The sequence below is a fragment of the uncultured Bacteroides sp. genome (genome assembly GCF_958445495.1).
GTDB lineage: Bacteria > Bacteroidota > Bacteroidia > Bacteroidales > Bacteroidaceae > Bacteroides.
Genome location: NZ_CAUCSQ010000001.1, coordinates 188,839 through 210,628 on the forward strand (window position 1 = coordinate 188,839; position 21,790 = coordinate 210,628).

The 21,790-nt window shown below is 47.4% G+C and carries 17 protein-coding genes, 1 tRNA gene and 3 pseudogenes; 9 read left to right on the top strand and 12 right to left on the bottom strand.

What is annotated here, in order from left to right:
• Positions 1-21: 21 nt before the first annotated feature.
• The 5 genes from ffh (at position 22) to Q5076_RS00810 (ending at position 3,981) form a co-directional block, all read left to right on the top strand.
• Positions 22-1,344 carry a signal recognition particle protein gene (ffh, locus tag Q5076_RS00790; RefSeq protein WP_303010307.1) on the top strand — a complete coding sequence of 441 codons (1,323 nt, stop codon included), beginning with the start codon at positions 22-24 and terminating at the stop codon, positions 1,342-1,344.
• 21 nt (positions 1,345-1,365) lie between these two features.
• The gene (gene folD, locus Q5076_RS00795) at positions 1,366-2,247 is read left to right on the top strand and encodes a bifunctional methylenetetrahydrofolate dehydrogenase/methenyltetrahydrofolate cyclohydrolase FolD (RefSeq protein WP_303010309.1); all 882 of its coding nucleotides are present in this window, start codon (positions 1,366-1,368) and stop codon (positions 2,245-2,247) included.
• The gene (locus Q5076_RS00800) at positions 2,244-3,359 is read left to right on the top strand and encodes a CapA family protein (RefSeq protein WP_303010310.1); all 1,116 of its coding nucleotides are present in this window, start codon (positions 2,244-2,246) and stop codon (positions 3,357-3,359) included. The genes folD and Q5076_RS00800 overlap by 4 nt, the downstream gene beginning before the upstream one ends.
• Before the next feature lie 65 nt (positions 3,360-3,424).
• Positions 3,425-3,498, top strand: a tRNA-His gene (locus Q5076_RS00805).
• 141 nt (positions 3,499-3,639) lie between these two features.
• A complete protein-coding gene (locus Q5076_RS00810) occupies positions 3,640-3,981 on the top strand; it encodes a hypothetical protein (protein WP_303010311.1) in 342 nt (113 codons plus the stop codon).
• A gap of 1 nt (position 3,982) precedes the next feature.
• On the opposite strand, the pseudogene Q5076_RS00815 reads toward Q5076_RS00810, so the two are convergent.
• The 3 genes and pseudogenes from Q5076_RS00815 to Q5076_RS00825 form a co-directional block, all read right to left on the bottom strand.
• Positions 3,983-4,144, bottom strand: a pseudogene (locus tag Q5076_RS00815) (transposase); the annotation flags it as partial.
• A gap of 133 nt (positions 4,145-4,277) precedes the next feature.
• Positions 4,278-4,428: pseudogene (locus Q5076_RS00820) on the bottom strand (KilA-N domain-containing protein); the annotation flags it as partial.
• A 317-nt stretch (positions 4,429-4,745) separates the two neighbouring features.
• Positions 4,746-6,689: a DNA polymerase III subunit gamma/tau gene (locus tag Q5076_RS00825; RefSeq protein ID WP_303010312.1), complete on the bottom strand. Its 1,944-nt coding sequence runs from the start codon at positions 6,687-6,689 to the stop codon at positions 4,746-4,748.
• A gap of 148 nt (positions 6,690-6,837) precedes the next feature.
• Between Q5076_RS00825 and Q5076_RS00830 the strand changes: the two genes are divergently transcribed.
• Together Q5076_RS00830 and Q5076_RS00835 are read left to right on the top strand one after the other, a co-directional pair.
• The gene (locus Q5076_RS00830) at positions 6,838-7,134 is read left to right on the top strand and encodes a septum formation initiator family protein (RefSeq protein WP_303010313.1); all 297 of its coding nucleotides are present in this window, start codon (positions 6,838-6,840) and stop codon (positions 7,132-7,134) included.
• Between the two features lie 3 nt (positions 7,135-7,137).
• Positions 7,138-7,479, top strand: a complete 342-nt coding sequence (locus tag Q5076_RS00835) for a hypothetical protein (RefSeq protein WP_303010314.1) — start codon at positions 7,138-7,140, stop codon at positions 7,477-7,479.
• Between the two features lie 500 nt (positions 7,480-7,979).
• Here the strand turns inward: Q5076_RS00835 and Q5076_RS00840 are convergent, their stop codons facing one another.
• Complete coding sequence (locus Q5076_RS00840; protein WP_303010315.1) at positions 7,980-8,582, bottom strand: OmpH family outer membrane protein; 603 nt, start codon at positions 8,580-8,582, stop codon at positions 7,980-7,982.
• A gap of 3 nt (positions 8,583-8,585) precedes the next feature.
• A pseudogene (locus Q5076_RS00845) lies at positions 8,586-8,844 on the bottom strand (hypothetical protein).
• 133 nt (positions 8,845-8,977) lie between these two features.
• Between Q5076_RS00845 and Q5076_RS00850 the strand changes: the two are divergent.
• Together Q5076_RS00850 and Q5076_RS00855 are read left to right on the top strand one after the other, a co-directional pair.
• Positions 8,978-10,438 carry an aminoacyl-histidine dipeptidase gene (locus Q5076_RS00850; RefSeq protein ID WP_303010316.1) on the top strand — a complete coding sequence of 487 codons (1,461 nt, stop codon included), beginning with the start codon at positions 8,978-8,980 and terminating at the stop codon, positions 10,436-10,438.
• A gap of 62 nt (positions 10,439-10,500) precedes the next feature.
• Positions 10,501-11,661 carry an endonuclease/exonuclease/phosphatase family protein gene (locus Q5076_RS00855; protein ID WP_303010317.1) on the top strand — a complete coding sequence of 387 codons (1,161 nt, stop codon included), beginning with the start codon at positions 10,501-10,503 and terminating at the stop codon, positions 11,659-11,661.
• A 93-nt stretch (positions 11,662-11,754) separates the two neighbouring features.
• Here Q5076_RS00855 and Q5076_RS00860 read toward each other — a convergent pair whose 3' ends face one another.
• The 7 genes from Q5076_RS00860 to Q5076_RS00890 all read right to left on the bottom strand — a co-directional run bounded on the left by Q5076_RS00860 (position 11,755) and on the right by Q5076_RS00890 (position 21,734).
• Positions 11,755-12,930 (bottom strand): mechanosensitive ion channel family protein, encoded by a 1,176-nt coding sequence (locus tag Q5076_RS00860; protein ID WP_303010318.1) that lies wholly within the window; start codon positions 12,928-12,930, stop codon positions 11,755-11,757.
• A gap of 139 nt (positions 12,931-13,069) precedes the next feature.
• The gene (locus tag Q5076_RS00865) at positions 13,070-14,884 is read right to left on the bottom strand and encodes an alpha-L-fucosidase (RefSeq protein ID WP_303010319.1); all 1,815 of its coding nucleotides are present in this window, start codon (positions 14,882-14,884) and stop codon (positions 13,070-13,072) included.
• A gap of 724 nt (positions 14,885-15,608) precedes the next feature.
• Positions 15,609-16,367: a nucleotidyltransferase family protein gene (locus tag Q5076_RS00870; protein WP_303010320.1), complete on the bottom strand. Its 759-nt coding sequence runs from the start codon at positions 16,365-16,367 to the stop codon at positions 15,609-15,611.
• A gap of 19 nt (positions 16,368-16,386) precedes the next feature.
• Positions 16,387-17,817: an RNase adapter RapZ gene (locus tag Q5076_RS00875; RefSeq protein ID WP_303010321.1), complete on the bottom strand. Its 1,431-nt coding sequence runs from the start codon at positions 17,815-17,817 to the stop codon at positions 16,387-16,389.
• 39 nt (positions 17,818-17,856) lie between these two features.
• Positions 17,857-18,909 carry a class I fructose-bisphosphate aldolase gene (locus tag Q5076_RS00880; RefSeq protein WP_303010322.1) on the bottom strand — a complete coding sequence of 351 codons (1,053 nt, stop codon included), beginning with the start codon at positions 18,907-18,909 and terminating at the stop codon, positions 17,857-17,859.
• A 27-nt stretch (positions 18,910-18,936) separates the two neighbouring features.
• On the bottom strand, positions 18,937-19,683 hold the full coding sequence (gene gpmA / locus Q5076_RS00885; protein ID WP_303010323.1) for a 2,3-diphosphoglycerate-dependent phosphoglycerate mutase: 747 nt from the start codon (positions 19,681-19,683) through the stop codon (positions 18,937-18,939).
• A 569-nt stretch (positions 19,684-20,252) separates the two neighbouring features.
• Positions 20,253-21,734, bottom strand: a complete 1,482-nt coding sequence (locus Q5076_RS00890) for an ATP-binding cassette domain-containing protein (RefSeq protein WP_303010324.1) — start codon at positions 21,732-21,734, stop codon at positions 20,253-20,255.
• Positions 21,735-21,790 lie beyond the last annotated feature (56 nt).

Genomic DNA, 21,790 nt, shown 5'->3' on the forward strand with positions numbered 1-21,790 from the left:
TTAATTAGTAATTAAATAACTATGTTCGATAATTTAAGTGAAAGACTGGAACGGTCATTCAAGATTCTGAAAGGTGAAGGCAAAATCACCGAAATCAATGTGGCGGAAACGCTGAAAGACGTACGCAAGGCACTTCTCGACGCCGATGTAAACTACAAGGTTGCGAAAAATTTCACAGACACGGTGAAAGAAAAGGCCCTTGGACAGAATGTGCTCACAGCAGTAAAGCCAAGCCAGTTGATGGTGAAAATCGTACATGACGAGTTAACCCAACTAATGGGCGGGGAAACCGCCGAAATCAATATCGACGCCCGGCCGGCAATCATTCTGATGTCAGGTCTGCAAGGTTCGGGCAAAACGACTTTCTCCGGCAAACTGGCGCGCATGCTGAAAACCAAAAAGAATCGCAAACCGTTACTGGTCGCTTGTGACGTGTACCGTCCGGCGGCTATCGAACAGCTACGTGTACTGGCGGAACAAATCGAAGTGCCGATGTATTCCGAACCGGAAAGCAAGAATCCGGTGGAAATCGCACAACATGCCATCCAGGAAGCCAAAGCCAAAGGATATGACCTCGTCATTGTCGATACAGCCGGACGTCTGGCCGTAGACGAGCAGATGATGAACGAAATCGCCGCTATCAAAGAGGCAATCAACCCGAACGAAATCCTGTTTGTCGTAGACTCCATGACAGGCCAGGACGCCGTGAATACAGCGAAAGAGTTCAATGAACGTCTGGATTTCAACGGCGTGGTGCTTACCAAACTCGACGGTGATACCCGTGGCGGTGCAGCCCTTTCCATCCGTTCGGTAGTCAACAAGCCGATTAAGTTCGTAGGTACAGGCGAAAAGCTGGAAGCCATCGACCAGTTCCATCCCGCCCGTATGGCAGACCGTATCCTCGGCATGGGCGACATCGTTTCATTGGTAGAACGCGCACAGGAGCAATACGACGAAGAAGAGGCAAAACGTTTGCAGAAAAAGATTGCCAAGAACCAGTTCGACTTCAACGATTTCCTCGGTCAAATTGCCCAAATCAAGAAAATGGGTAACCTGAAAGACCTCGCTTCCATGATTCCGGGAGTAGGAAAAGCGATTAAAGATATTGACATCGACGACAATGCCTTCAAAAGCATTGAAGCCATCATTTATTCCATGACTCCGGCAGAACGTTCCAATCCGGAAATTCTGAACGGCTCACGCCGCACACGGATTGCCAAGGGAAGCGGCACGACCATTCAGGAAGTCAACCGCCTGCTGAAACAGTTCGACCAGACCCGTAAGATGATGAAGATGGTAACCAGCAGCAAAATGGGCAAAATGATGCCGAAAATGAAAAGATAACCCTATAAATACGATGAAAATATGACTCTGATAGACGGAAAAGCCATTTCCGAACAAGTGAAACAGGAGATAGCAGCCGAAGTGGCTGAAATTGTTGCCAACGGCGGCAAACGCCCCCATCTGGCAGCTATCCTTGTCGGACATGACGGCGGCAGCGAGACGTATGTAGCCGCCAAAGTGAAAGCCTGTGAAGTCTGCGGGTTCAAATCTTCCCTTATCCGTTATGAAAACGATGTAACCGAAGAAGAACTGCTGGCTAAAGTACGCGAACTGAACGAAGATAATGACGTAGACGGATTCATCGTCCAACTTCCGTTGCCGAAACATATCTCCGAACAGAAAGTGATTGAAACGATTGACTACCGTAAAGACGTAGACGGATTCCATCCCATCAATGTAGGTCGCATGTCTATCGGACTCCCATGTTACGTATCCGCCACCCCTAACGGCATCCTCGAACTGTTGAAACGCTACCGCATCGAAACTTCGGGAAAAAAATGCGTCGTACTCGGCCGAAGCAACATTGTCGGCAAACCGATGGCTTCCCTGATGATGCAAAAAGCAACTCCGGGAGATGCAACGGTGACCGTATGCCACAGCCGGAGCAAAGATTTGGCAAAGGAATGCCGGGAAGCCGACATCATTATCGCAGCTTTAGGGCAACCGAATTTCGTAAAAGCCGAAATGGTTAAAGAAGGGGCCGTAGTGATTGACGTAGGCACTACCCGCGTCCCGGACGCAACAAAAAAATCAGGATTTAAACTGACAGGCGACGTGAAATTCGATGAAGTCGCCCCCAAATGTTCATACATCACCCCAGTCCCCGGCGGTGTAGGCCCTATGACCATCGTATCGTTAATGAAAAATACACTTCTGGCCGGTAAGAAAGCCATCTACCGATGAGACATGCCCTGTTTCTGGTAATCTTATTTCTCTCCTTGCCCTGTACCTCACGGTCACAGGCAAGGAGAGACAGCATAATATCCTCCGACACCCTGAAACTTCTTTTCGCAGGAGACCTCATGCAGCACCAGGGACAAATCAACGCTGCACGTACCGCAACAAATACTTACGACTATTCCACCTGTTTCGACTACGTAAAAGAAGAAATAGGCAAAGCCGATTTTGCAATAGCCAATCTGGAAGTTACTTTAGGCGGAAAACCCTATAAAGGTTATCCGGCTTTCAGCGCGCCGGACGAATTCCTTACCGCCATTCGCGACGCCGGCTTCAATGTCCTCGTCACAGCCAACAACCATAGCCTGGACCGCGGCAAAGCGGGATTAGAACGTACCATTCGTCTAATCGACTCTTTAGCCATTCCTTATGCCGGAACATATATCAACTTGGAAGAACGCCAAAAAAGATACCCCCTTTTACTCGAAAAAAAAGGCTTCCGCATTGTCCTGCTCAATTATACGTACGGTACAAACGGGATTCGCGTCACTCCCCCCAATATCGTAAACTACATCGACACAACGGCAATTACCCAAGATATAGAAACCGGCAAAGCCCTGAAACCGGATGCTATCATTGCCTGCATGCATTGGGGAACCGAATATCAACCGCTCCCGGACAAAGGACAGAAATTTCTTGCGAAGTGGTTACTCCAAAAAGGAGTAGACCACATCATCGGTTCCCATCCCCATGTAGTCCAGCCGATTGAAGTCCGCACAGACAGCCTGACAGACAAAAAGCACCTGGTCGTCTATTCATTGGGAAATTATATTTCCAACATGTCCGCCCGCCGTACGGACGGAGGAATCATGGTAAGAATGGAATTAGTAAAAGACAGTACAACCCGCCTCAACAACAGCGAATACAGTTTAGTATGGACAGCCCGGCCGGTACAGTCCGGGAAAAAAAACTATCAATTGCTCCCTGTAAACTTACCTGTGGATTCTATACCGGCAAGTGCCCGTAACTCATTGAAAATCTTTGTAAACGATACAAGAGCCCTTTTCAGCAAACAGAATCGGGGAATAAAAGAATACATTTTTTATAAAAAAAAGTAGCAGAATCTTTTGGAGATTAAGAGATAATATCTATCTTTGCACCGCGTTAGAGAAACGCAGACATGGTGGCTGTAGTTCAGTTGGTTAGAGCGTCAGATTGTGGTTCTGAATGTCGTGGGTTCGAGTCCCATCTGCCACCCGATAAAACCCTTGTAAGTTAAATACTTATGAGGGTTTCTTCTTTTATTGGCAGTGGGTATTTAGAGACTGAAATCATGCTAAATATTGCTTAATCTTCCTTGTTGTTGACCTATTGTTGCCCCCAAATTAATAGATTAAGATGCTGACAATTAAAGCAGAAGTCCAAAGGGATAAACAAAGAAGTGACGGAACTTACAACGTCAAAGTAAGATTTACACAGGACAGAAAGGTTAAAAGGCTATCAAGCAGTCTGTTTGTAACCTCTAAGGATTTAACCAAGTCCTTGAAATTAAAGGAAGGTACTACCGTAAAGAGAGAGGTGGACAAGCTAATCCATACTTATCAAGAGAAGTGTGCTAAACTCCAACTGGAAGTAAATCACTACACTTTGGATGATATATTGGAGTATCTAAAAGCGGAATGTACACGAACTCAGCCTATAGACTTCATGGGTCAACGTAAAAACCTGAGGGATTCATAAATTAAGCATAAATATTTGTTAGCCTGAATAAAAAGAAAGCCCTGTCCTTTACTCCTCTGAACTGTGTTCTGAACTCCTTGATTTTGGCATTGAACGATTTGGAAGCTGCATTGGTGGAACGCCTGTCGAAAAAGTTGACGATTTCCAGATAATATTGCCTAATCTTCCTTGTTGCTGGCCTATTGTTACCCCCAATTGTAATATACAACATCAGGACGATATCAAAATCACTTCGATATTTTATTTTACTTATTGGAAGTTTACTTAAATACCACATTTTCAAATCATATAGTCCTTTATTTCAGCAATTTTCTACTCCTGTCATCCTCTAACACTCTCATCTGATGAATAGCTATTTGATTGAGTTTGACAAGCCTTTCTCCCTGCGGATATGCCTTACTCAATGAATACAGCATTGAGGTTTTCCATATTGGAAAGGCAAATCAATCAAGGCTCAACGTATCCATTCAAGAGTAAACAATTTGAAGTAAACAACTTGGAAAAAGCCCGATAGGAATTAAAAGGCAGCTTGCTCCAAGAGATTATTGATTGGCAGGCACACGCTCTATCCATTACTTATGAAATTCATTAATATATTCCATAAATCATGTAACTACGGGGCTATGCAAAGGCAGCCAATCTATTTGAATCCGGCAAAATGAAGACGTGTTAGTGTACTGCCTTTCAATGAAATTTATTTATATTATATACCCCAACTCAAATTTAGGAGTATCTAAATCAATCCCCCGTCCCTTAGAAACGAATCAATACAATTCCAATCCGAACTCATCTTTCAAATGCATTAACGCCCGGTTCTTTTGAGCCATCAACTGGAACTTTTCCACACGTCCCACAGCACGGACCGTTTCCTTCGGCGCGCTTACCCGTACTGTCATTACGACTTTACTGTTTTTCAACTGGACACGAAGATAATTCTGTATTTCGGGAATCAAAGCCATAAAATCCCTTGCAGCAATTTCATTATCCACCACTATTTCAAAAGTCGTCGAATTATTGAGCAATACCGGACGAAGCATCTGCATGCGTTTTGCGATGGCAATCCGCTCCTTGGGCAACTGGCCGGCATATTCTTGCCAGTAATAATTCAAATCCCGTTCATTAAAAATAAAATCTTCCGCCGGTTGCTGCACTTTAGAGACATCATGAGAGGCAGACGTACTCTGTACAGCCTGTTCGTGTTGCTGCGGGTTTTTAATGGATATTCCCAAAGTAGACATTTTCATCACCGGAATCTTCCGTCCCTCTTTAGCAGCCGGCTGAATTCCTGCTCCCGGTGAAGAAGCAGAAGCAGACGCTCTCACGGAAGAAGCCCCCCCCTGAGACGGCACGGATGCCTGAGCCGGCGATACGGAAGCTACATTGGCAGCAGCCTGCTGTGCCGGAGATGAAACCGTAACTTTCGCCGGAGACGGAGCCGCAGATTGCATCGGAGACGAAGCAGCAGGTTGCACCGGAGACGGCTGGACCGGATTCTGCCGGACGGGCGGTGCGGAAACCGCCTGTGTCGCCTGCGAAGCAACGGTGGCAGCCTGATTGTTGAATACGGGTTTTAATGTCTGTTTAGGGCTATGCCCGCCATTTATATTCTCTCCCTCCATCGTAAGCTGTGCAAGCTGGATTAAAGTAAGCTCCACCAGCAAACGCTTATTCTTACTAATCCGGTAATTCAAGTCGCAATCATTGCAAAGCTTCATCGCTTTATACAAAAACGGCAACGCACATTTCTGCGCCTGCTCCTGATAACGCTGGCGTATCCCCGCCCCGACCTCAAGCAAAGGCAAAGTCACCGGGTCTTTTCCCACCAGCAAATCCCGAAAATGGGAAGCCAAACCCGTTATAAAATGATTTCCGTCGAACCCCTTGTTCAACACATCATTGAAAAGCAATAACGCATCGCTTACCCTGTTCTCAAGAAAACAATCCGTCAGACGGAAATAATATTCGTAATCAAGTACATTCAGATTATCAATTACACTCCGGTAAGTGATATTCCCCCCGGTAAAACTTACCACCTGGTCAAAGATGGACAATGCATCGCGCATTCCCCCGTCCGCTTTCATGGCAATGACATTCAACGCTTCCGGTTCTGCCGCAATCCCCTCCTTCGAAGCGACATACGAAAGATGGTTCACCGTATCCTCCACAGTAATCCGGTTGAAATCATAAATCTGGCAACGGGAAAGAATCGTCGGAAGAATCTTATGCTTCTCCGTCGTAGCCAATATAAAAATAGCATGGCGGGGAGGCTCTTCAAGAGTTTTCAGGAAAGCGTTAAAAGCGGATGCGGAAAGCATGTGCACCTCGTCGATAATATAAACCTTATATTTACCGATTTGAGGCGGAATACGCACCTGCTCCACCAACTGACGAATATCATCTACCGAATTGTTGGAAGCAGCGTCGAGCTCATGGATATTATAAGACCGTTGCTCATTGAAAGCGACACAAGACTCGCACCGGTTACACGCTTCCCCCTCCGCGGTAGGCGCCATGCAGTTAATTGTCTTGGCGAAAATACGCGCACAAGTAGTTTTTCCCACTCCACGCGGCCCGCAAAATAAATACGCATGCGCCAGTTTCCGGGTAGCAATCGCATTTTTCAGCGTAGTAGTCAGCGCCCGTTGCCCTACCACCGATTCAAAAGTGGACGGACGGTATTTGCGGGCTGATACGATATAGTTTTCCATATTCGGGATTCTCTCTGTTTTTGCTTTTTCTGCAAATGTACAATAAAAAAGTGATAAGTAATAAGTGATATAAAGAGAAGTTTTGAAGTAGAAGCGATAAGTTTTTAAGTTATTAGTTTTATCTTTGCAGGCATCAACAAGATAAATTATGAGTAAACTAATCAATATCTGGGAATTCATCTGCAGGCGCAAATACCTCATCACCATTGTCGCATTTGCCGCCATCATCGGTTTTCTGGACGAAAACAGCCTGCTTCGCCGTTTTGAATACGAACGGGAAATCAACCAGTTGAAACAGGAGATAGACAAATACCGGACGGATTATGAAGAGAACACCCGACGCCTGAATGAGTTAAGCACCAATCCGGACGCCATCGAACAAATCGCCCGTGAGAAGTACCTGATGAAAAAGCCGAATGAAGATATTTACGTTTTTGAAAATTAAAGGATGAAACAATTAGTACCCGCACTTTTCGGCGTAGGAGCCGTAATGGTTCTCACCGGCGCCGCCGTATTCATTACCGGATGGATTTACGCCCCCTACGTATATACCATTGGAGCCGGTTTTATCGCATTGGCACAAGTAAACACACCGGTAAAAGGAAAAAGCAAAACATTGAAACGCCTCCGCATCCAACAAATATTCGGGGCACTCGCGCTTATATTGACAGGAGCCTTCATGTTCACCACACGAGGCAATGAATGGATTGCCTGCCTCACCATCGCCGCCATACTCGAACTTTATACCGCCTTCCGCATCCCGCAGGAAGAAGAAAAAGAAAGAAAATAAAAAAGAAACCGCGCCATAAAACCCGGTTTCAACGTCCGGACACCTCAGAGGGGTATCCCATAAACACCCCACTCCTTTATTCCGAACTTCTTGTACTTTATATTGATGCCCCTATCGGACATTCCCCCACCGAGATTCACTATCCCTTAAAACAGGCGTTTTCCAAAACGATTCCCCCACCTGTCCCTCCTCCAATGAAAGAGAACGAACCATTCTTGTTTCCGTGTTCCGAAGCCTCCCCCCCTTCCCCGACCGGACAGCTCCTTCACGACCGGACAGCCCCTTCACGACCGAACAACCCTTCCTCGACCGAACAGCTCCTTCCCCGACCGGACAACCCCTTCACGACCGGGCCCAAAGCAGGACATCTTACGGATTTGTCCGTCTTTCTCAAAAAAAATCCCCCTTGTTTAAGCCGTGAACGATAATCGTATCAGGCAAAACAAGGGGGATGATTATACTAAAAAAACGGCCTGCTCCGGACAGCAACCGTTATAAACTCATTTCTTGGCAGGAGAATATCTGGCATTCAAACCGTCTACAATCTCCTTAGTGATATTGAATGCGCTATCGGCATAAAGCAGATTGTCAAAACCCGTATTGCTGAAAATCAGGCTATATCCGTGAGTCTTATTATATTCCTTCAAAAATGCGTTGATAGAATCACGGAACTGCAAGCTGTTCTTATTATTTTCCTCCATCAGGCCATTTTGAAGTTTATTGCTCAACTCTTGCAAATCCTGCTCCAACTTCACCAAACGATTATACTCCTGCTGTGCCCTATCCTGTGACAAAAAAGCATTGTTCTCAACCTTTTTCTGAAAATCCTGTTTTTCCTTGTTCAGACTGTTAGCCTTCTGGTTCAACGTCAGACGCACATTTTCACTCTTCTTTACCATCGCTTCGTTCAAGTCAATACAGAAATTGTATTTAGCCAACAACGTATCGATTTCAACATAGGCGATTTTCATACCTGACAGTCCGGCGCTCACCTGAGTCGGGTTAACAGAAGTTTGATTGTCAGTTTTGCCGGCACATTGTGAAAATAAAACGATAAACGCAAGAGCAGCCAAACCGTTCATGAGATAGTTCATTCTGTTCATAATTTAAAAAAGTATTGTTTTTAATAATTTATTCATACTATCGTTCAAGGCTTTTTTCCAGCTCATCAATAGAAAAGCGCGGTTTCCTTTGCGCCTCGCGGTCCTGAGACTGTGCACACCCAATCCCTTTACTGCGTAATGCCTTATTCCCACTTACATGGCCGTTCGGGAATTTTCCTCCCTTCGTGAAGAAGACTTTCACCCCTAATAAAACAAGGGAAATAGCAACTATTAACAAAGTTATCAGTATAGTCTCAACCATTTCTATTAATTTTGTGAGTGCAAAGATAGGCTTTAATGAGATATGAGTTCAGATAAGTCAATCAAATTAACCATATTTAGCAATAGAAGAAGTCGTAACAGCCCTTCTATTCCCATTATAAACATAAAAGAACATGGAAAAAAAAGACCTGAAGCCGGCAGGCATATTCAACTATTTTGAAGAAATCTGCCAGGTGCCTCGCCCTTCAAAGAAGGAAGAAAAAATGATTGCCTACCTAAAGGCGTTCGGAGCAAAACATAATCTTGAAACCCAAGTGGACGAAGCAGGCAACGTACTGATTAAGAAGCCCGCCACTCCGGGAAAAGAAAATCTTCAAACCGTCATCCTGCAATCGCATATCGACATGGTATGTGAAAAAAACAGCGATGTCCGGCACGACTTCCTGACCGACCCTATCGAAACGGAAATCGACGGTGAATGGCTGAAAGCGAAAGGCACTACACTGGGGGCGGACAACGGCATCGGCGTAGCTGCGGAACTGGCTATCCTGTCTGACGACAGCATTGAACACGGCCCGCTGGAATGCCTGTTCACCGTAGACGAAGAAACCGGACTCACCGGAGCCTTCGCTTTGAAAGAAGGCTTTATGAACGGTGACATCCTCCTGAACCTCGATTCGGAAGACGAAGGAGAAATCTTTATCGGATGTGCCGGAGGCATCGACTCCGTTGCCGAATTCACTTATAAAGAAACAGAAGTCCCCGCCGGTTATTTCTTCTTCAAAGTCGAAGTAAAAGGACTGAAAGGCGGACATTCCGGAGGAGATATCCATCTGGGACGCGGCAATGCCAATAAGATACTCAACCGTTTTCTTAGCCGGATAGCCGCCGCACATCCCCTGTACCTCTGCGAAATCAACGGCGGCAACCTGCGCAACGCCATCCCCCGTGAAGCATACGCTATCTGTGCCGTTCCCGAAGACGCCAAACACGACGTCCGCACCGAACTGAATCTCTTCACAAGTGAAATAGAGAACGAATTATCAGTCACCGAACCGGAATTGAAACTAATCCTCGAATCGGAGACTCCCCGTAAAACAGCCATCGACCGGGATACCGCCGACCGTCTGCTGAAAGCCCTGTATGCGGCTCCCCACGGCGTATATGCCATGAGCCAGGACATTCCCGGACTAGTGGAAACATCCACGAACCTCGCTTCCGTCAAAATGAAACCCGGCAATATCATCCGCATCGAGACCAGCCAGCGCAGCTCCATCCTGTCCGCACGTGACGATATGGCAAATACGGTCCGGTCCGTCTTCCGGCTGGCGGGCGCCGATGTCACATTCGGCGACGGCTATCCGGGATGGAAGCCCAACCCGCATTCGGTTATCCTCACAATAGCCGCCGAATCCTATAAACGCCTGTTCGGTGTAGACGCCAAAGTAAAAGCAATTCATGCCGGACTGGAATGCGGCCTGTTCCTCGACAAATATCCCGCACTCGACATGATATCCTTCGGGCCGACACTCACAGGAGTGCACTCTCCCGACGAACGAATGCATATTCCTTCCGTAGAAAAATTCTGGAAACACCTGTTGGATATCCTGGCGCATATACCGGCAAAAGCATAACCGGCACGGTGAGCCTGCAATTTTCAAAACAGACATACAAGCCGTCCGCCTTTACTCGCAGAATGAGTAAAGGCGGATTCGCATCCCCGATAGCCGGACACCCCTCTTTCCGCCAGATCCTTGCGGCCCTTTTCATCGCCATCTCTTTCCTTCCGTCCTGCCGCTGCACGGCACAACACTCTTCACCGGAAGAAATCTCCATCCCGTTCCGCGTCATGGAATGGAACGTAGAAAACCTGTTCGACACCCGCCACGATTCCCTGAAAAACGATTATGAGTTTCTTCCCGACGCCCTCCGGCACTGGAATTACAGCAGATATAAAAAGAAACTAGCCGACATAGCCCGTGTCATTACCGCCGTCGGAGAGTGGAACCCGCCGGCTTTAGTAGGACTCTGCGAAGTCGAGAACGACACAGTACTCCGGGACCTCACAGCCTATTCCCCCTTGAAAGAATCAAGATACCGCTACGTCATGACCCATTCCCCCGACCCAAGAGGCATCAATGTAGCCCTGCTCTATCAACGGGACCTGTTCAAACTCCTGTCCCATCGTTCCGTCCCCATCCCCGTACTCAAAGCCCACCGTCCTACAAGGGATTTGCTGCATGTCAGCGGTTTGCTTCTCACCGGAGACACGCTGGACATCATTGTCTGCCACTTGCCGAGCCGTTCCGGCGGAGCCAAAGAATCCGAGCCTTACCGCCTGCATGCGGCAAAAATCATGCGTGCGGAAGCCGACAGCCTTTTGAAGTGCCGTTCCCATCCCCAACTCATCATTATGGGAGACTTCAATGACTATCCGGACAACAAATCCATTCGGGAAATACTCGAAGCCGAAGCTCCCCCGATATTTTCCGATGCTTCAAAATCGGCATCCGCCCCGGACTGCCCCGTCAATCCGGCCGTCCCCGTCTCCCCTCTAAAACTCTACCACCTACTTGCACGAAAAGCGAAAATTTCAAATTCCGGGTCCTACAAATATCATGGAGAATGGGGGCTACTCGACCATATAATCGTATCCGGCACTCTGCTCCCTGGCACATCCGGACCGTTTTTTACCGATGAAAGAAAAGCAAACATCGTCCGCCTGCCTTTTCTGCTGGCCGAAGATGAGAAATACGGCGGCAAAGAACCTTTCCGTACCTATAAAGGAATAAGATACCAGGGCGGTGTCAGCGACCATCTGCCCATCTGCACAGACTTCAAACTGACCTTTCACTAATCCCCTCTTCCGTCCCTGCGGCACATCCCTCAAGCCCGCCGCCGGCCTATGCGGCTTCCCGGCGCCGGACCCCTCCGGAATAAAAAACGCCTGTCAGTCCGAATACTGATACAACTTCAAGTCAAATTTCGGAGCCATCGCCAGCAAATGGTCGAAAATATCCGACTGGATGCGCTCATATTCCTTCCAAACCTTATTGCGGGAGAAAAAATAAACCTGAATCGGAACCCCGTACATCGTCGCCTCTTTCTGGCTGATAATCAAATCCAAGTCCTGGTTCACTACGGGCAAACTGCATAAATAACGTTCGATATACACACGATACACCTGCGAATTGGTAGGGACCACCCCCTCCTCAGGCTGATAATCCGCCATCAGAGGAATCTCTTTCCGGTAACGGTCCAGCATCTCCGAAGTGCAGAACTGAAGCGTAGTCAGGTCTAAAGTAATATTCTTCATCACCCGCCGTCCTCCCGACTGCACCATGCCCCGCCAGTTCTGAAAAGGACTGCTCACCAAAGTATAAGGCGGAACCGTAGAAATCGTATTGTCAAAATTCTGAATCTTGACCGTGTTCAATGTTATCTCCTGCACAACGCCGTTTGCTGCACCGGAAGGCAGCGTGACCCAGTCCCCCGGACGTACCATATCATTGGCGGAAAGTTGAATCCCCGCCACAAAACCCAATATGGAATCTTTAAACACCAGCATCAGAATGGCCGCCGAAGCGCCCAGACCCGCAAACAAGCTGGCAGGAGACTTATCCACGACGATGGAAACAATTACAATCCCCCCGACAAAGAACAACAACACCTGCAATACCTGGATAAATCCCTTCATCGGCCGGTTTTTCATAGACTCCTTGCCATCATAGATATCCATTATCATCAACAGGATTCCGTTGACCGCCAGCAGTAAAGAAAAAATAATATAAATGGCGCAAGCCTTCTGGGAAATAAGCAGCAACTCCTTACCGCGGACAAAAGCCACCGGCAACAGGAAATACACCAGAAAGGCCGGAATCGTATGAATCAGGTTATGGAAAACTTTGCGTTTCATCAATAATGTGTTCCAAAGATGCGGTTTCCGGCGGGTGTACTGTTTCATGCCTCCCACAAGAATCGCCTGGCAGAGGTAATTCAGCCCGATAGCAATCGCTATCATCAGCAAAGCAATGATGGTTTCGTCAAAACGGTCGGCAAACGTCGGGTCCACCCCCATATCAATCAGGATTTTATTCATCCATCTTCCCAAATCTTCTACTAGCATAACTTATATTCTTTTTAATGAACAACAATAAAACACCCGTTTTGTTTAAAAAAAAGACTGGCGCCCGGTTCGTTCAGAATCAGGCAGCCAGTCCTTACTACTCTTTTTCCGGATATTCCCCGGATAGGGGCGGTCCTTGTCAAGGAACCGCTATCACTCCTATTTCATTCATTTCCACTTTCGCGGGTGTCGCATCAGGAGTCGTAGCCTCCAGCTTGATATAACGCGCCCGTACCTTCCGGGCGAACGTCACGGTTTGCGGCAACGGATTGTGCATGATATTGCTGAACTCGCCGCTTGCAGGCACTTCCTTCCACTCCTTGCCATCCATGCTTACAAAAAACTTATACCGAAACGCCATCGTAGGTTTCGCCTCCGCCTTCCAAGGCGCATAGGTGAAACTGCTCAGCGATACGGACTTGCCCAAATCAATCGTCAACGGAGATTCCGCAATCTTCGTCCATCCCGAACGGGGCAGGTTATTCCATTCCACAACCTGTTCCTCCTCCTGCAAAGGAGGCGCATAATAAGCGGCCACCCGATTAATATGCGCGGTCAGGCGGCATTCGTTGATTCTGACCCGCAACCGGTCGGCGCTAACCGCCGGAAAACGTAAAATACGCTTATATCCTATTGTCGTGCCTTTGCCCACTTCTTTCCAGCCGTTATCCGTCAACGCTTCCACCGTGAACGACTCCACCCTCTGGCCTTTCGTTATGTCCTCTTGAAGCATCACGACATTGATTTCCGATTCCGGCTTTAAAGAATAGACAGCCTCACTGCCCGAAACCGCATCCCAATATTTCCGTCCTTTCTTCACCCGGTTGTCCGCGAACACCCGCTTCCGGTAAGCTGCGAAATCTTTCAACCGTTTTATATCCGCCTCATGAATCAGCCCCCTGCGGTCAGGAGGAATGTTCAACAAAAGTACGGAATTATACCCAACAGACTGGAAGTAGATATCCGACAGATGTTTCAGAGACTTTACTTTGCCGTCCTCTTCCGCATGGTAAAACCAACCCGGACGGATAGACACATCCACTTCCGACGGATACCAGAACAATTCGGTAGCCTTTTCCAACATCTTGCGGCTTCCCAAGTCCGGCGCCTTACTGAAAACGCCCAGACGTTTGTTGTTCTCGCCCGAACGGGCGTAAATCCCCGGAGTCAATACGGTGGCGCTCCATTCCGTCTCGCGTCCCATTCCTTTTTCATTTCCTACCCAGCGCACATCATCGCCCATAATCGCCATCACCGCTTTAGGCTGCAAACGCTGAATCGTTTCATAAAAGGCATCCCAGTCATATACCTGCTTCTTACCATTGGGGCCTTCCCCGTTCGCACCGTCGAACCACACCTCGTGTATCTCTCCGTAATTGGTAAGCAATTCAGTCAACTGACGGATAAAAAACTCATTATAACGGGGAGAATCCCCGTAACATTCCGCATTTCTGTCCCAGGGAGAAAGGTAGACCCCGAATTTCATCCCGTATTTATCACAGGCCTCCCGAAGTTCTTTCACAACATCGCCCTGCCCGTTTTTCCAAGGAGAAGAAGCCACGGAATGTTTGGTAGTGGCGGTAGGCCAAAGACAAAAGCCATCATGATGTTTCGCCGTCAGAAGCACCATCTTGAATCCGGCCTCTTTAAGGTTGCGCACCCATTGTCCGGCATCCAGCTCCGAAGGATTGAAGAGCACCGGATTTTCCTTTCCGTCTCCCCATTCGCGTCCGGTGAACGTATTGATGCCAAAATGAAGAAAAGCGGTCAGCTCCATTTGCTGCCAGGACAGTTGCTGGGGAGTCGGTACCAGGCGGGCCGCCATATCGACTTTCTGTTCAAGAGTCGCATTCGGAGGAAACTCAAGGTGTTTTACATAATACTCCTCCGCCTTCTGCGCCTGTAAACCGAGTGCCGCGGCAGAGAACAATAGTACGGTCAGTAGTCTATTCATAATATAAATATTGATTATATGCTAACAGCACAAAGATAATATAAAACAAGGATTTTACTGCCATTACAGGATTCTTTTGACAATATTCAACAAAAACAGCCTCAGATACCGCCGTGCAAATAAAAATAAATGTCCTATTTTTCAGTTCCGAAGAAAAAACAAAAGCAATCGAAAAAGGGAGTTGAAAACGTAAATACGCAATGATAATACATATATATGCATATAACAGACATAATACAGCATATTTTTTCACAGAATATGCATATATCCTCTAAAAAGAGACCTCCTTCCTCGTTGAGAAAGCCCCGGTTCCTTTTAAAGGAAAGACCCGTTGTTCACCGAGCAACCTCACCAGACTCACCGGGCAAGCGGCATATCCTTTCAAACAAGCGTATTTGCACGCTAACTCATCCGTACGCACGGACAAGAAAAATAAGACAAAATGAAGGGAAAGACAACAGATAAAGACCATATTTGCAGTCAAGAATGATTTACCCGGACTTTAAGCCATCATTTTCACAAATCTGCAAACATACGGGAATTTCCTAATCTAAAATGCAGGGCTTTTTTCCGCCGTCCCCGGTAAACGAGCGGGAATACTAAAAAATACAAGGATATACTATACGATTTTTCAGGCAGAACCTTTTCATCCTCTCTTTCTCAACCCGACGAACTTCCATCCAATCTTCATATCCCTTTTTTAAACCCAAAGAGAACAACCGCTTTAAATATCCCGATGCAATGTCCCGGCACAAAACTCTTCCGCCTTAGCCAATGTTTCCGGCTTGCCGATATCCATCAACCGTAAATCCTCCGCCAGATATCCGGAGAAGTCCACCTGCCGGCAAAGAGCCAAATAAAAATCCATAATGGAAAATTTACCTTCCCAACGGGGCGCGTCCATCCAATGAAAGACGGAAGGCGAAAGAACATGGATACCGCTAAAGGCATATTCCCGATAAACGGCCCCGTCATACAGCAGGCCTTCCGGTTTTACCTGTCCCGTATTTTTGTTTATCCATCCGCACAGCCTCCCGTCCTCGTCAAAAAGCAAATAACGGGAAGTTTTACGCCGGCTTGCCAGCAACGTCGCCACACCGCCGTTCCGTAAATGGCAGTCATACAACTTCTTTAAATCCATATCCGAAAGAATATCCACGTTGTGCACGAGAAAAGGCTCGTCGGGATGTTCCAGGAAAGGACGCGCCTTTCTGACCCCTCCCCCGGTGTCAAGCAACAAATCCCGTTCGTCAGAGATATGGACAGTAAGCCCGAAGTTATCATTGGCTTTCAGGAAATCAAGTATCTGCCCACCGAAATGATGAATGTTAATCACTATTTCGGTAAAACCGGACGCTTTCAATTTCAAAATCACATGCTCCAACATCGGACGCCCGGCTACGGGCACAAGCGCCTTAGGCATCGTATCGGTCAGCGGTTTCAGCCGGCTGCCCATGCCGGCCGCGAATATCATTGCTTTCATTGCTCTTCCATGCGTTTTTTTATACAGTCGCTTCAAACGTCTGTTCTATGTTCTGTTCCCGATGCACCAGCTCGACCCTCACCCCGAATTTCCGGTTCAAATGTTCCGCCAAATGCTGCGCCGAATAAACAGAGCGGTGTTGGCCTCCGGTACACCCGAAGCAGACCGACAAATGGCTGAATCCGCGTTCCATATAACGTTCTACGGAAGCATCCGCCAACGCATAGACATGCTCAAGGAAACGGAGAATCTCCCCGTCCTCTTCAAGGAAAGCAATCACAGGCTCGTCCAATCCGGTAAACGGTTTGTAACGTTCATACTTACCGGGGTTATTGACGGCACGGCAATCAAAGACATAGCCGCCTCCATTGCCTGTCGGGTCGTCGGGAATCCCCTTCTTATAAGCGAAACTCATCACCCTGACAGTGAGCCGGCGTTTCTTCAAATCATCGGCGAACTGTTTCAATCCGGTAAGCTCCCGCAATATTTTGCAGAGATACGGATATTCCGGGTAATCCTCCTTCAACAGTTCGCGCAAATTCTCAATCGCATAGGGGACACTCTGGATAAAATGAGGCTTTTTCTCGAAATAACCGCGGAAACCGTAAGCGCCAAGCACTTGCAAAGTACGGAAAAGGATAAAATGGCGAAGCCGGCTATAAAAAGAAGCCTCGTCAACCGGCCTGTATTTGCGGAGAGCCGCCATGTATTCCTGCAACAGCTCTTGACGGAGACTGTCGGGATATTTCGCTTTCGCCTGCCATAAAAAAGAAGCCACGTCATAATAAAACGGCCCTTTGCGGCCACCCTGAAAATCAATGAACCAGGGTTCTCCGTCTTTTACCATCACATTGCGGCTTTGAAAATCACGATACATGAAAGCAACGGAAGAATTGCGAAGCAGGACATCACCCATTTTTTGAAAATCATCTTCCAGTTTATCCTCCCGGAACTCCAGGCCGGTGGCCTTGAGGAAACAATATTTGAAATAATTCAAATCCCAGAGGACAGAACGCCGGTCAAATTCCGGCTGCGGATAACAGCGGGAGAAATCAAACCCTTCGGCTCCGGCAAACTGGATGGCGGGCAACAGGCGCACCGTCTTGCGGAGCAACTCTTTTTCCTCTTCGGAAAAGACATGGGAAACACGTCCCTTTTCAATCGCATGAAACAGTAAAACATCCCCCAAATCCTCTTGCAGATAGCAAGTCCTGTCTTCCGACACGACATACACCTCCGGAACAGGCAGGCCATTTCTGCGGAAATGGTCTGCCATATAGAAAAAAGCCTCATTCTCTTCAACGGAAGTTCCATGCACTCCGATTAACGCCGGCATCCCTTTCAGTCGAAAATAACGGCGGTTAGACCCGGAAGACGGCAATTCCGTCACACTTTCGGGAGAAACTCCCGTAAACGAGCGATACAGCTTCTGTAATTCTTCGGTTATCATAGTCGTAATTTTCAGGCAAAGATAGGGATTATAACCTATTCAGGCAATAGTAACCGACGAATCAAGATAAACATCCTGGATGGCATTCAACAATTCCACTCCCTTATTCATCGGTTTTTGAAACGCCTTACGCCCACTAATCAGCCCCATGCCTCCGGCACGCTTATTCACGACGGCCGTAATAACGGCATCGCGCAAATCGGAAGTTCCATGAGATTCTCCGCCGGAATTAATCAGCCCGACACGTCCCATGTACCCGTTGGCTACCTGATAACGGCAAAGGTCAATCGGATGTGCGGAAGCAAGTTCCGTGTACATGCGTTCGTCCGTCTTCCCGAAACCGATAGCTTTAAAACCGCCGTTATTCGCCGGAAGTTTCTGTTTGACGATATCCGCCTTAATGGTAACCCCCAGACGGTTTGCCTGCCCCGTAAGGTCGGCGGAAGCATGATAATCCGTACCGTCTTTCTTGAAATGGCTATTGCGCAGATAACACCACAAAATAGTCGCCATCCCCAACTCATGCGCGTATTCGAAAGCTTCGGCTATCTCCACCAGTTGCCGGCGGCTCTGCTCCGAACCGAAATAAACGGTGGCCCCTACGGCAACGGCCCCCATATTCCACGCCTCCTTAACCGTGCCGAACAACACCTGGTCATAAGAATTCGGGTACGACAACAACTCATTGTGATTCAACTTGACTACAAAAGGTATCTTGTGGGCATACTTGCGTGCCACTGCCCCTAAAATGCCGAAGGTAGAAGCGACAGCGTTACAGCCGCCCTCAATAGCCAGCTTCACGATATTTTCCGGTTCGAAATAAATCGGGTTCGGAGCAAAAGACGCTCCGGCGGTATGCTCGATATCCTGATCGACAGGAAGAATCGAAACATAACCGGTATTCGCCAGACGTCCATGTCCCAGAAGAGTCTGCAAACTGTTCAGCACCCTTACATTCCTGTCGGAATCTACCCATATCCTGTCTACCGTATCCGGAGAAGGGATATGAATCAACGACTTATCAATGGTTTTACAAACATGCTCCAGGTAGTAACCCGCCTTATCTCCCAACAAATCAACAACTTTACTCATAATTTTATTTTTTAATATACAACAATTTCATTTCTTCTTACCCTGGTTGGCTACCGCTTCCATCAGCTTCCTGATTTCCTCCGGATTGCCGAGGAAGTAATCATTAGCCACCTTCAGCTCTTCGTCAAACTCAAAAACATAAGGAACAGCCGTAGGTAAATTCAATTTCACAATATCCTCATCGGAAATATGCTTCAAATGTTTGATAATCCCCCGCAAGCTATTGCCGTGCGCCACCACCAGCAAAGCACGGGCATTCCTTAAACCGGGAAATATATCGGATTCCCAATAAGGCATGATACGCCCGATGGTATCTTTCAAAGATTCCGTGCGGGGCAGCCCGGCGTCGGGAACCGCATGGTAACGATAATCAAAACGCGGATTCCTCAAATCATTATCCGAAAGCGCATCAGGGGCCACATCATAACTGCGACGCCAGACCAATACCTGCTCCTCGCCGTATTTCTCCGCCGTTTCCGATTTATTCAGCCCTTGCAGCGCGCCATAATGTTTTTCGTTCAAACGCCAGTCTTTCTCCACCGGAATCCAGTCGAGATTCATTTTATCAAGTACGCAATTCAAAGTCTTGACAGCTCTTTTCAAATAGGAAGTATAGGCTTTATCAAAATTAAAACCATATTCTCTCAACGTAACGCCCGCTTTTTCAGCTTCGGCTATTCCTTTTTCCGTCAGGTCTACATCCGTCCAGCCCGTAAAACGGTTTTCTTGATTCCATACGCTCTCCCCATGACGAAGCAATACGATTTTTTTCATTTCCAGTAATCTCCTTTCTCTTTTTATTAATATTGCATTGTATATAGAACATTTTATTTCTTCACAAAGTTCACAAAAGAACCGGGAGCCGCCAATACCCAGAAATAATTAAAAAATGAGGATATATCCCAATCGAAAGCCTTTCCGGAAAAGTCGCGCGCTGCAATAGACCAATGCCGGAAAAGCCGTAGCCAACCCTATATCCGTACAGAAGAGGCTATTTAAAACAGAAATTAAAAATCTTACAGATTGGAAATTGAAAAGGAAAATCCCCCTATCCTGCCTTGCACGGCGATGAAACAAGGCTAAAATAGCAGGGATTTTTATGTTATAGCTTGATAAATAATAATATAAGGAAGGCTGCCCCGTTTTTCCATTTTGAGACAGCCCCCTCCGTATATTTCGAGTGATGATATAACTCCTTACACCTCTCTCCACCTATCCTATTTAAGGATAACCCGCCTTATTCCTTCCATTCCTGACGATTGCCGGTGGAAGCGTGCGCACCGGAGTTTTATTGAAAAATATTAGAATTGTAATAAAAATGCCTACCGCCGATTTCTTTCGATTTATTCGCCGGAATCCCCGATTTCCGGCGCTTCATTCCTCCTTAAAAAAATACGGTCGGTTATTATATCAGGAAGTTCCGATTCATAATGGGTCACCATAATCATCGTCTTGTCTTTACGCCGGCAGAAAGCCTCGATAATCTTCTTCACGCGACGTCGGTTGTAAGTATCCAGGCCATGCAGCGGCTCGTCCAGAATCAACAGTTCCGGATCTTTTACGAAAGCCCTGGCAAGCAGCGCCAACCGCTGTTCGCCGCTCGAAAGTTGCAGGAAAGGCTTATCTTTCAGGGCTGCAATGCCGAATATATCCATCCACCACTCACAAATAGCCATCTGTCCGGGCTGAGGACGCTTATACAGGCCGATGCTGTCATGCAGGCCGCTGGCTACAATCTCGATAGCGGGCAGGTTCTTGAGGTAAGCCCGGTGCATCTCCGGACTGACATAACCGATATGTTTCTTGATTTCCCAAATGCTCTCCCCGGTTCCCCTTTTACGGCCGAAGAGACTGATATCGCAAGCGTACGATTGCGGGTTATCCGCACAGACAAGGCTCAACAAAGTCGATTTACCGGCCCCGTTCTCACCGCTCAACGCCCACTTCTCACCGCGACGCACCGTCCAGTCAAGTTCTTTAAGGATGGTGCGGTCGCCGTAACGGATACTCACCTTGTTCAATTTTACCACTTCGTCGGAATCATAACGAACGCCGTCATAAGGCAAACCGATGATACGTTGCTGCAAACCGTCAAAAGAAACGGCAGCATCCCTCGAACGAAAAGCCGCCAGATAATCCTCACGCTCCATTTTAGGAAAAACCTCCATCTTGTCCACAGGAATGACATGGGTGATAAATGAAGGTATGTCGTCCAACATGGAAAGTACCAGAATGATTTGCACCGACGAGAGTTTCGCCAGCCGTTCGAGCAAAGAAAACAGCAATTCACGGGTAGGAGCATCCAGCCCGATAAACGGGTTGTCCATTATCAATATCCGGGGAGCCGTCAACAACGTCTTTGTCAACTGGAATTTCCGCAATTCCCCACTGGAAAGAAGGATGATTTTTTTGTCAAGCAACGGCTCGATACGGAAAAGCCCGAACAGTTCATTTTTAAGCCGCTCGTCTTTAATCTCCCCCAACATTTCACGAACATCCGGCGCCTCGTCCTGGTCGTGCGCATTCCAGCGTTGCTGATAGTAATAGTTGGCGTCAGCGGCTCCGTACGTATCACGGAAGGCGATATATTTCACATTATCATAAACGGTCCGAGTCGCCGAAGGAGCAAAATCATATTGCAGCGTCCCCTCGCGCAACGGGTATTTCCCGATTAAGGTATCTACAAAAAGGCTTTTACCGCTGCCGTTAGGCCCTACGATAGCAATGTGTTCGTCCGCCCCGACAGTTACCGTAACGGGTTTGGCTAAACGCACAAGCGGGTTGCGTGCCACGCCCCCCGCCATGCTGAATGTATTTTGACTCATATTCTTTTATTCTGTTTCATAATCGACCGCAAAGGTAACAATTTTATCACAGAATC

What these genes read in the sequence shown, in the direction of transcription:
- Q5076_RS00800 (WP_303010310.1), top strand. Translation starts at nt 2,244, where the DNA reads ATGAGACATGCCCTGTTTCTGGTAATCTTATTTCTCTCCTTGCCCTGT.
- Q5076_RS00835 (WP_303010314.1), top strand. Translation starts at nt 7,138, where the DNA reads ATGAAACAATTAGTACCCGCACTTTTCGGCGTAGGAGCCGTAATGGTT.
- Q5076_RS00840 (WP_303010315.1), bottom strand. Translation starts at nt 8,582, where the DNA reads ATGAACAGAATGAACTATCTCATGAACGGTTTGGCTGCTCTTGCGTTT.
- Q5076_RS00860 (WP_303010318.1), bottom strand. Translation starts at nt 12,930, where the DNA reads ATGCTAGTAGAAGATTTGGGAAGATGGATGAATAAAATCCTGATTGAT.
- Q5076_RS00830 (WP_303010313.1), top strand. Translation starts at nt 6,838, where the DNA reads ATGAGTAAACTAATCAATATCTGGGAATTCATCTGCAGGCGCAAATAC.
- Q5076_RS00890 (WP_303010324.1), bottom strand. Translation starts at nt 21,734, where the DNA reads ATGAGTCAAAATACATTCAGCATGGCGGGGGGCGTGGCACGCAACCCG.
- Q5076_RS00850 (WP_303010316.1), top strand. Translation starts at nt 8,978, where the DNA reads ATGGAAAAAAAAGACCTGAAGCCGGCAGGCATATTCAACTATTTTGAA.
- Q5076_RS00870 (WP_303010320.1), bottom strand. Translation starts at nt 16,367, where the DNA reads ATGAAAGCAATGATATTCGCGGCCGGCATGGGCAGCCGGCTGAAACCG.
- Q5076_RS00855 (WP_303010317.1), top strand. Translation starts at nt 10,501, where the DNA reads ATGAGTAAAGGCGGATTCGCATCCCCGATAGCCGGACACCCCTCTTTC.
- Q5076_RS00810 (WP_303010311.1), top strand. Translation starts at nt 3,640, where the DNA reads ATGCTGACAATTAAAGCAGAAGTCCAAAGGGATAAACAAAGAAGTGAC.
- Q5076_RS00875 (WP_303010321.1), bottom strand. Translation starts at nt 17,817, where the DNA reads ATGATAACCGAAGAATTACAGAAGCTGTATCGCTCGTTTACGGGAGTT.
- ffh (WP_303010307.1), top strand. Translation starts at nt 22, where the DNA reads ATGTTCGATAATTTAAGTGAAAGACTGGAACGGTCATTCAAGATTCTG.
- Q5076_RS00880 (WP_303010322.1), bottom strand. Translation starts at nt 18,909, where the DNA reads ATGAGTAAAGTTGTTGATTTGTTGGGAGATAAGGCGGGTTACTACCTG.
- gpmA (WP_303010323.1), bottom strand. Translation starts at nt 19,683, where the DNA reads ATGAAAAAAATCGTATTGCTTCGTCATGGGGAGAGCGTATGGAATCAA.
- Q5076_RS00825 (WP_303010312.1), bottom strand. Translation starts at nt 6,689, where the DNA reads ATGGAAAACTATATCGTATCAGCCCGCAAATACCGTCCGTCCACTTTT.
- folD (WP_303010309.1), top strand. Translation starts at nt 1,366, where the DNA reads ATGACTCTGATAGACGGAAAAGCCATTTCCGAACAAGTGAAACAGGAG.
- Q5076_RS00865 (WP_303010319.1), bottom strand. Translation starts at nt 14,884, where the DNA reads ATGAATAGACTACTGACCGTACTATTGTTCTCTGCCGCGGCACTCGGT.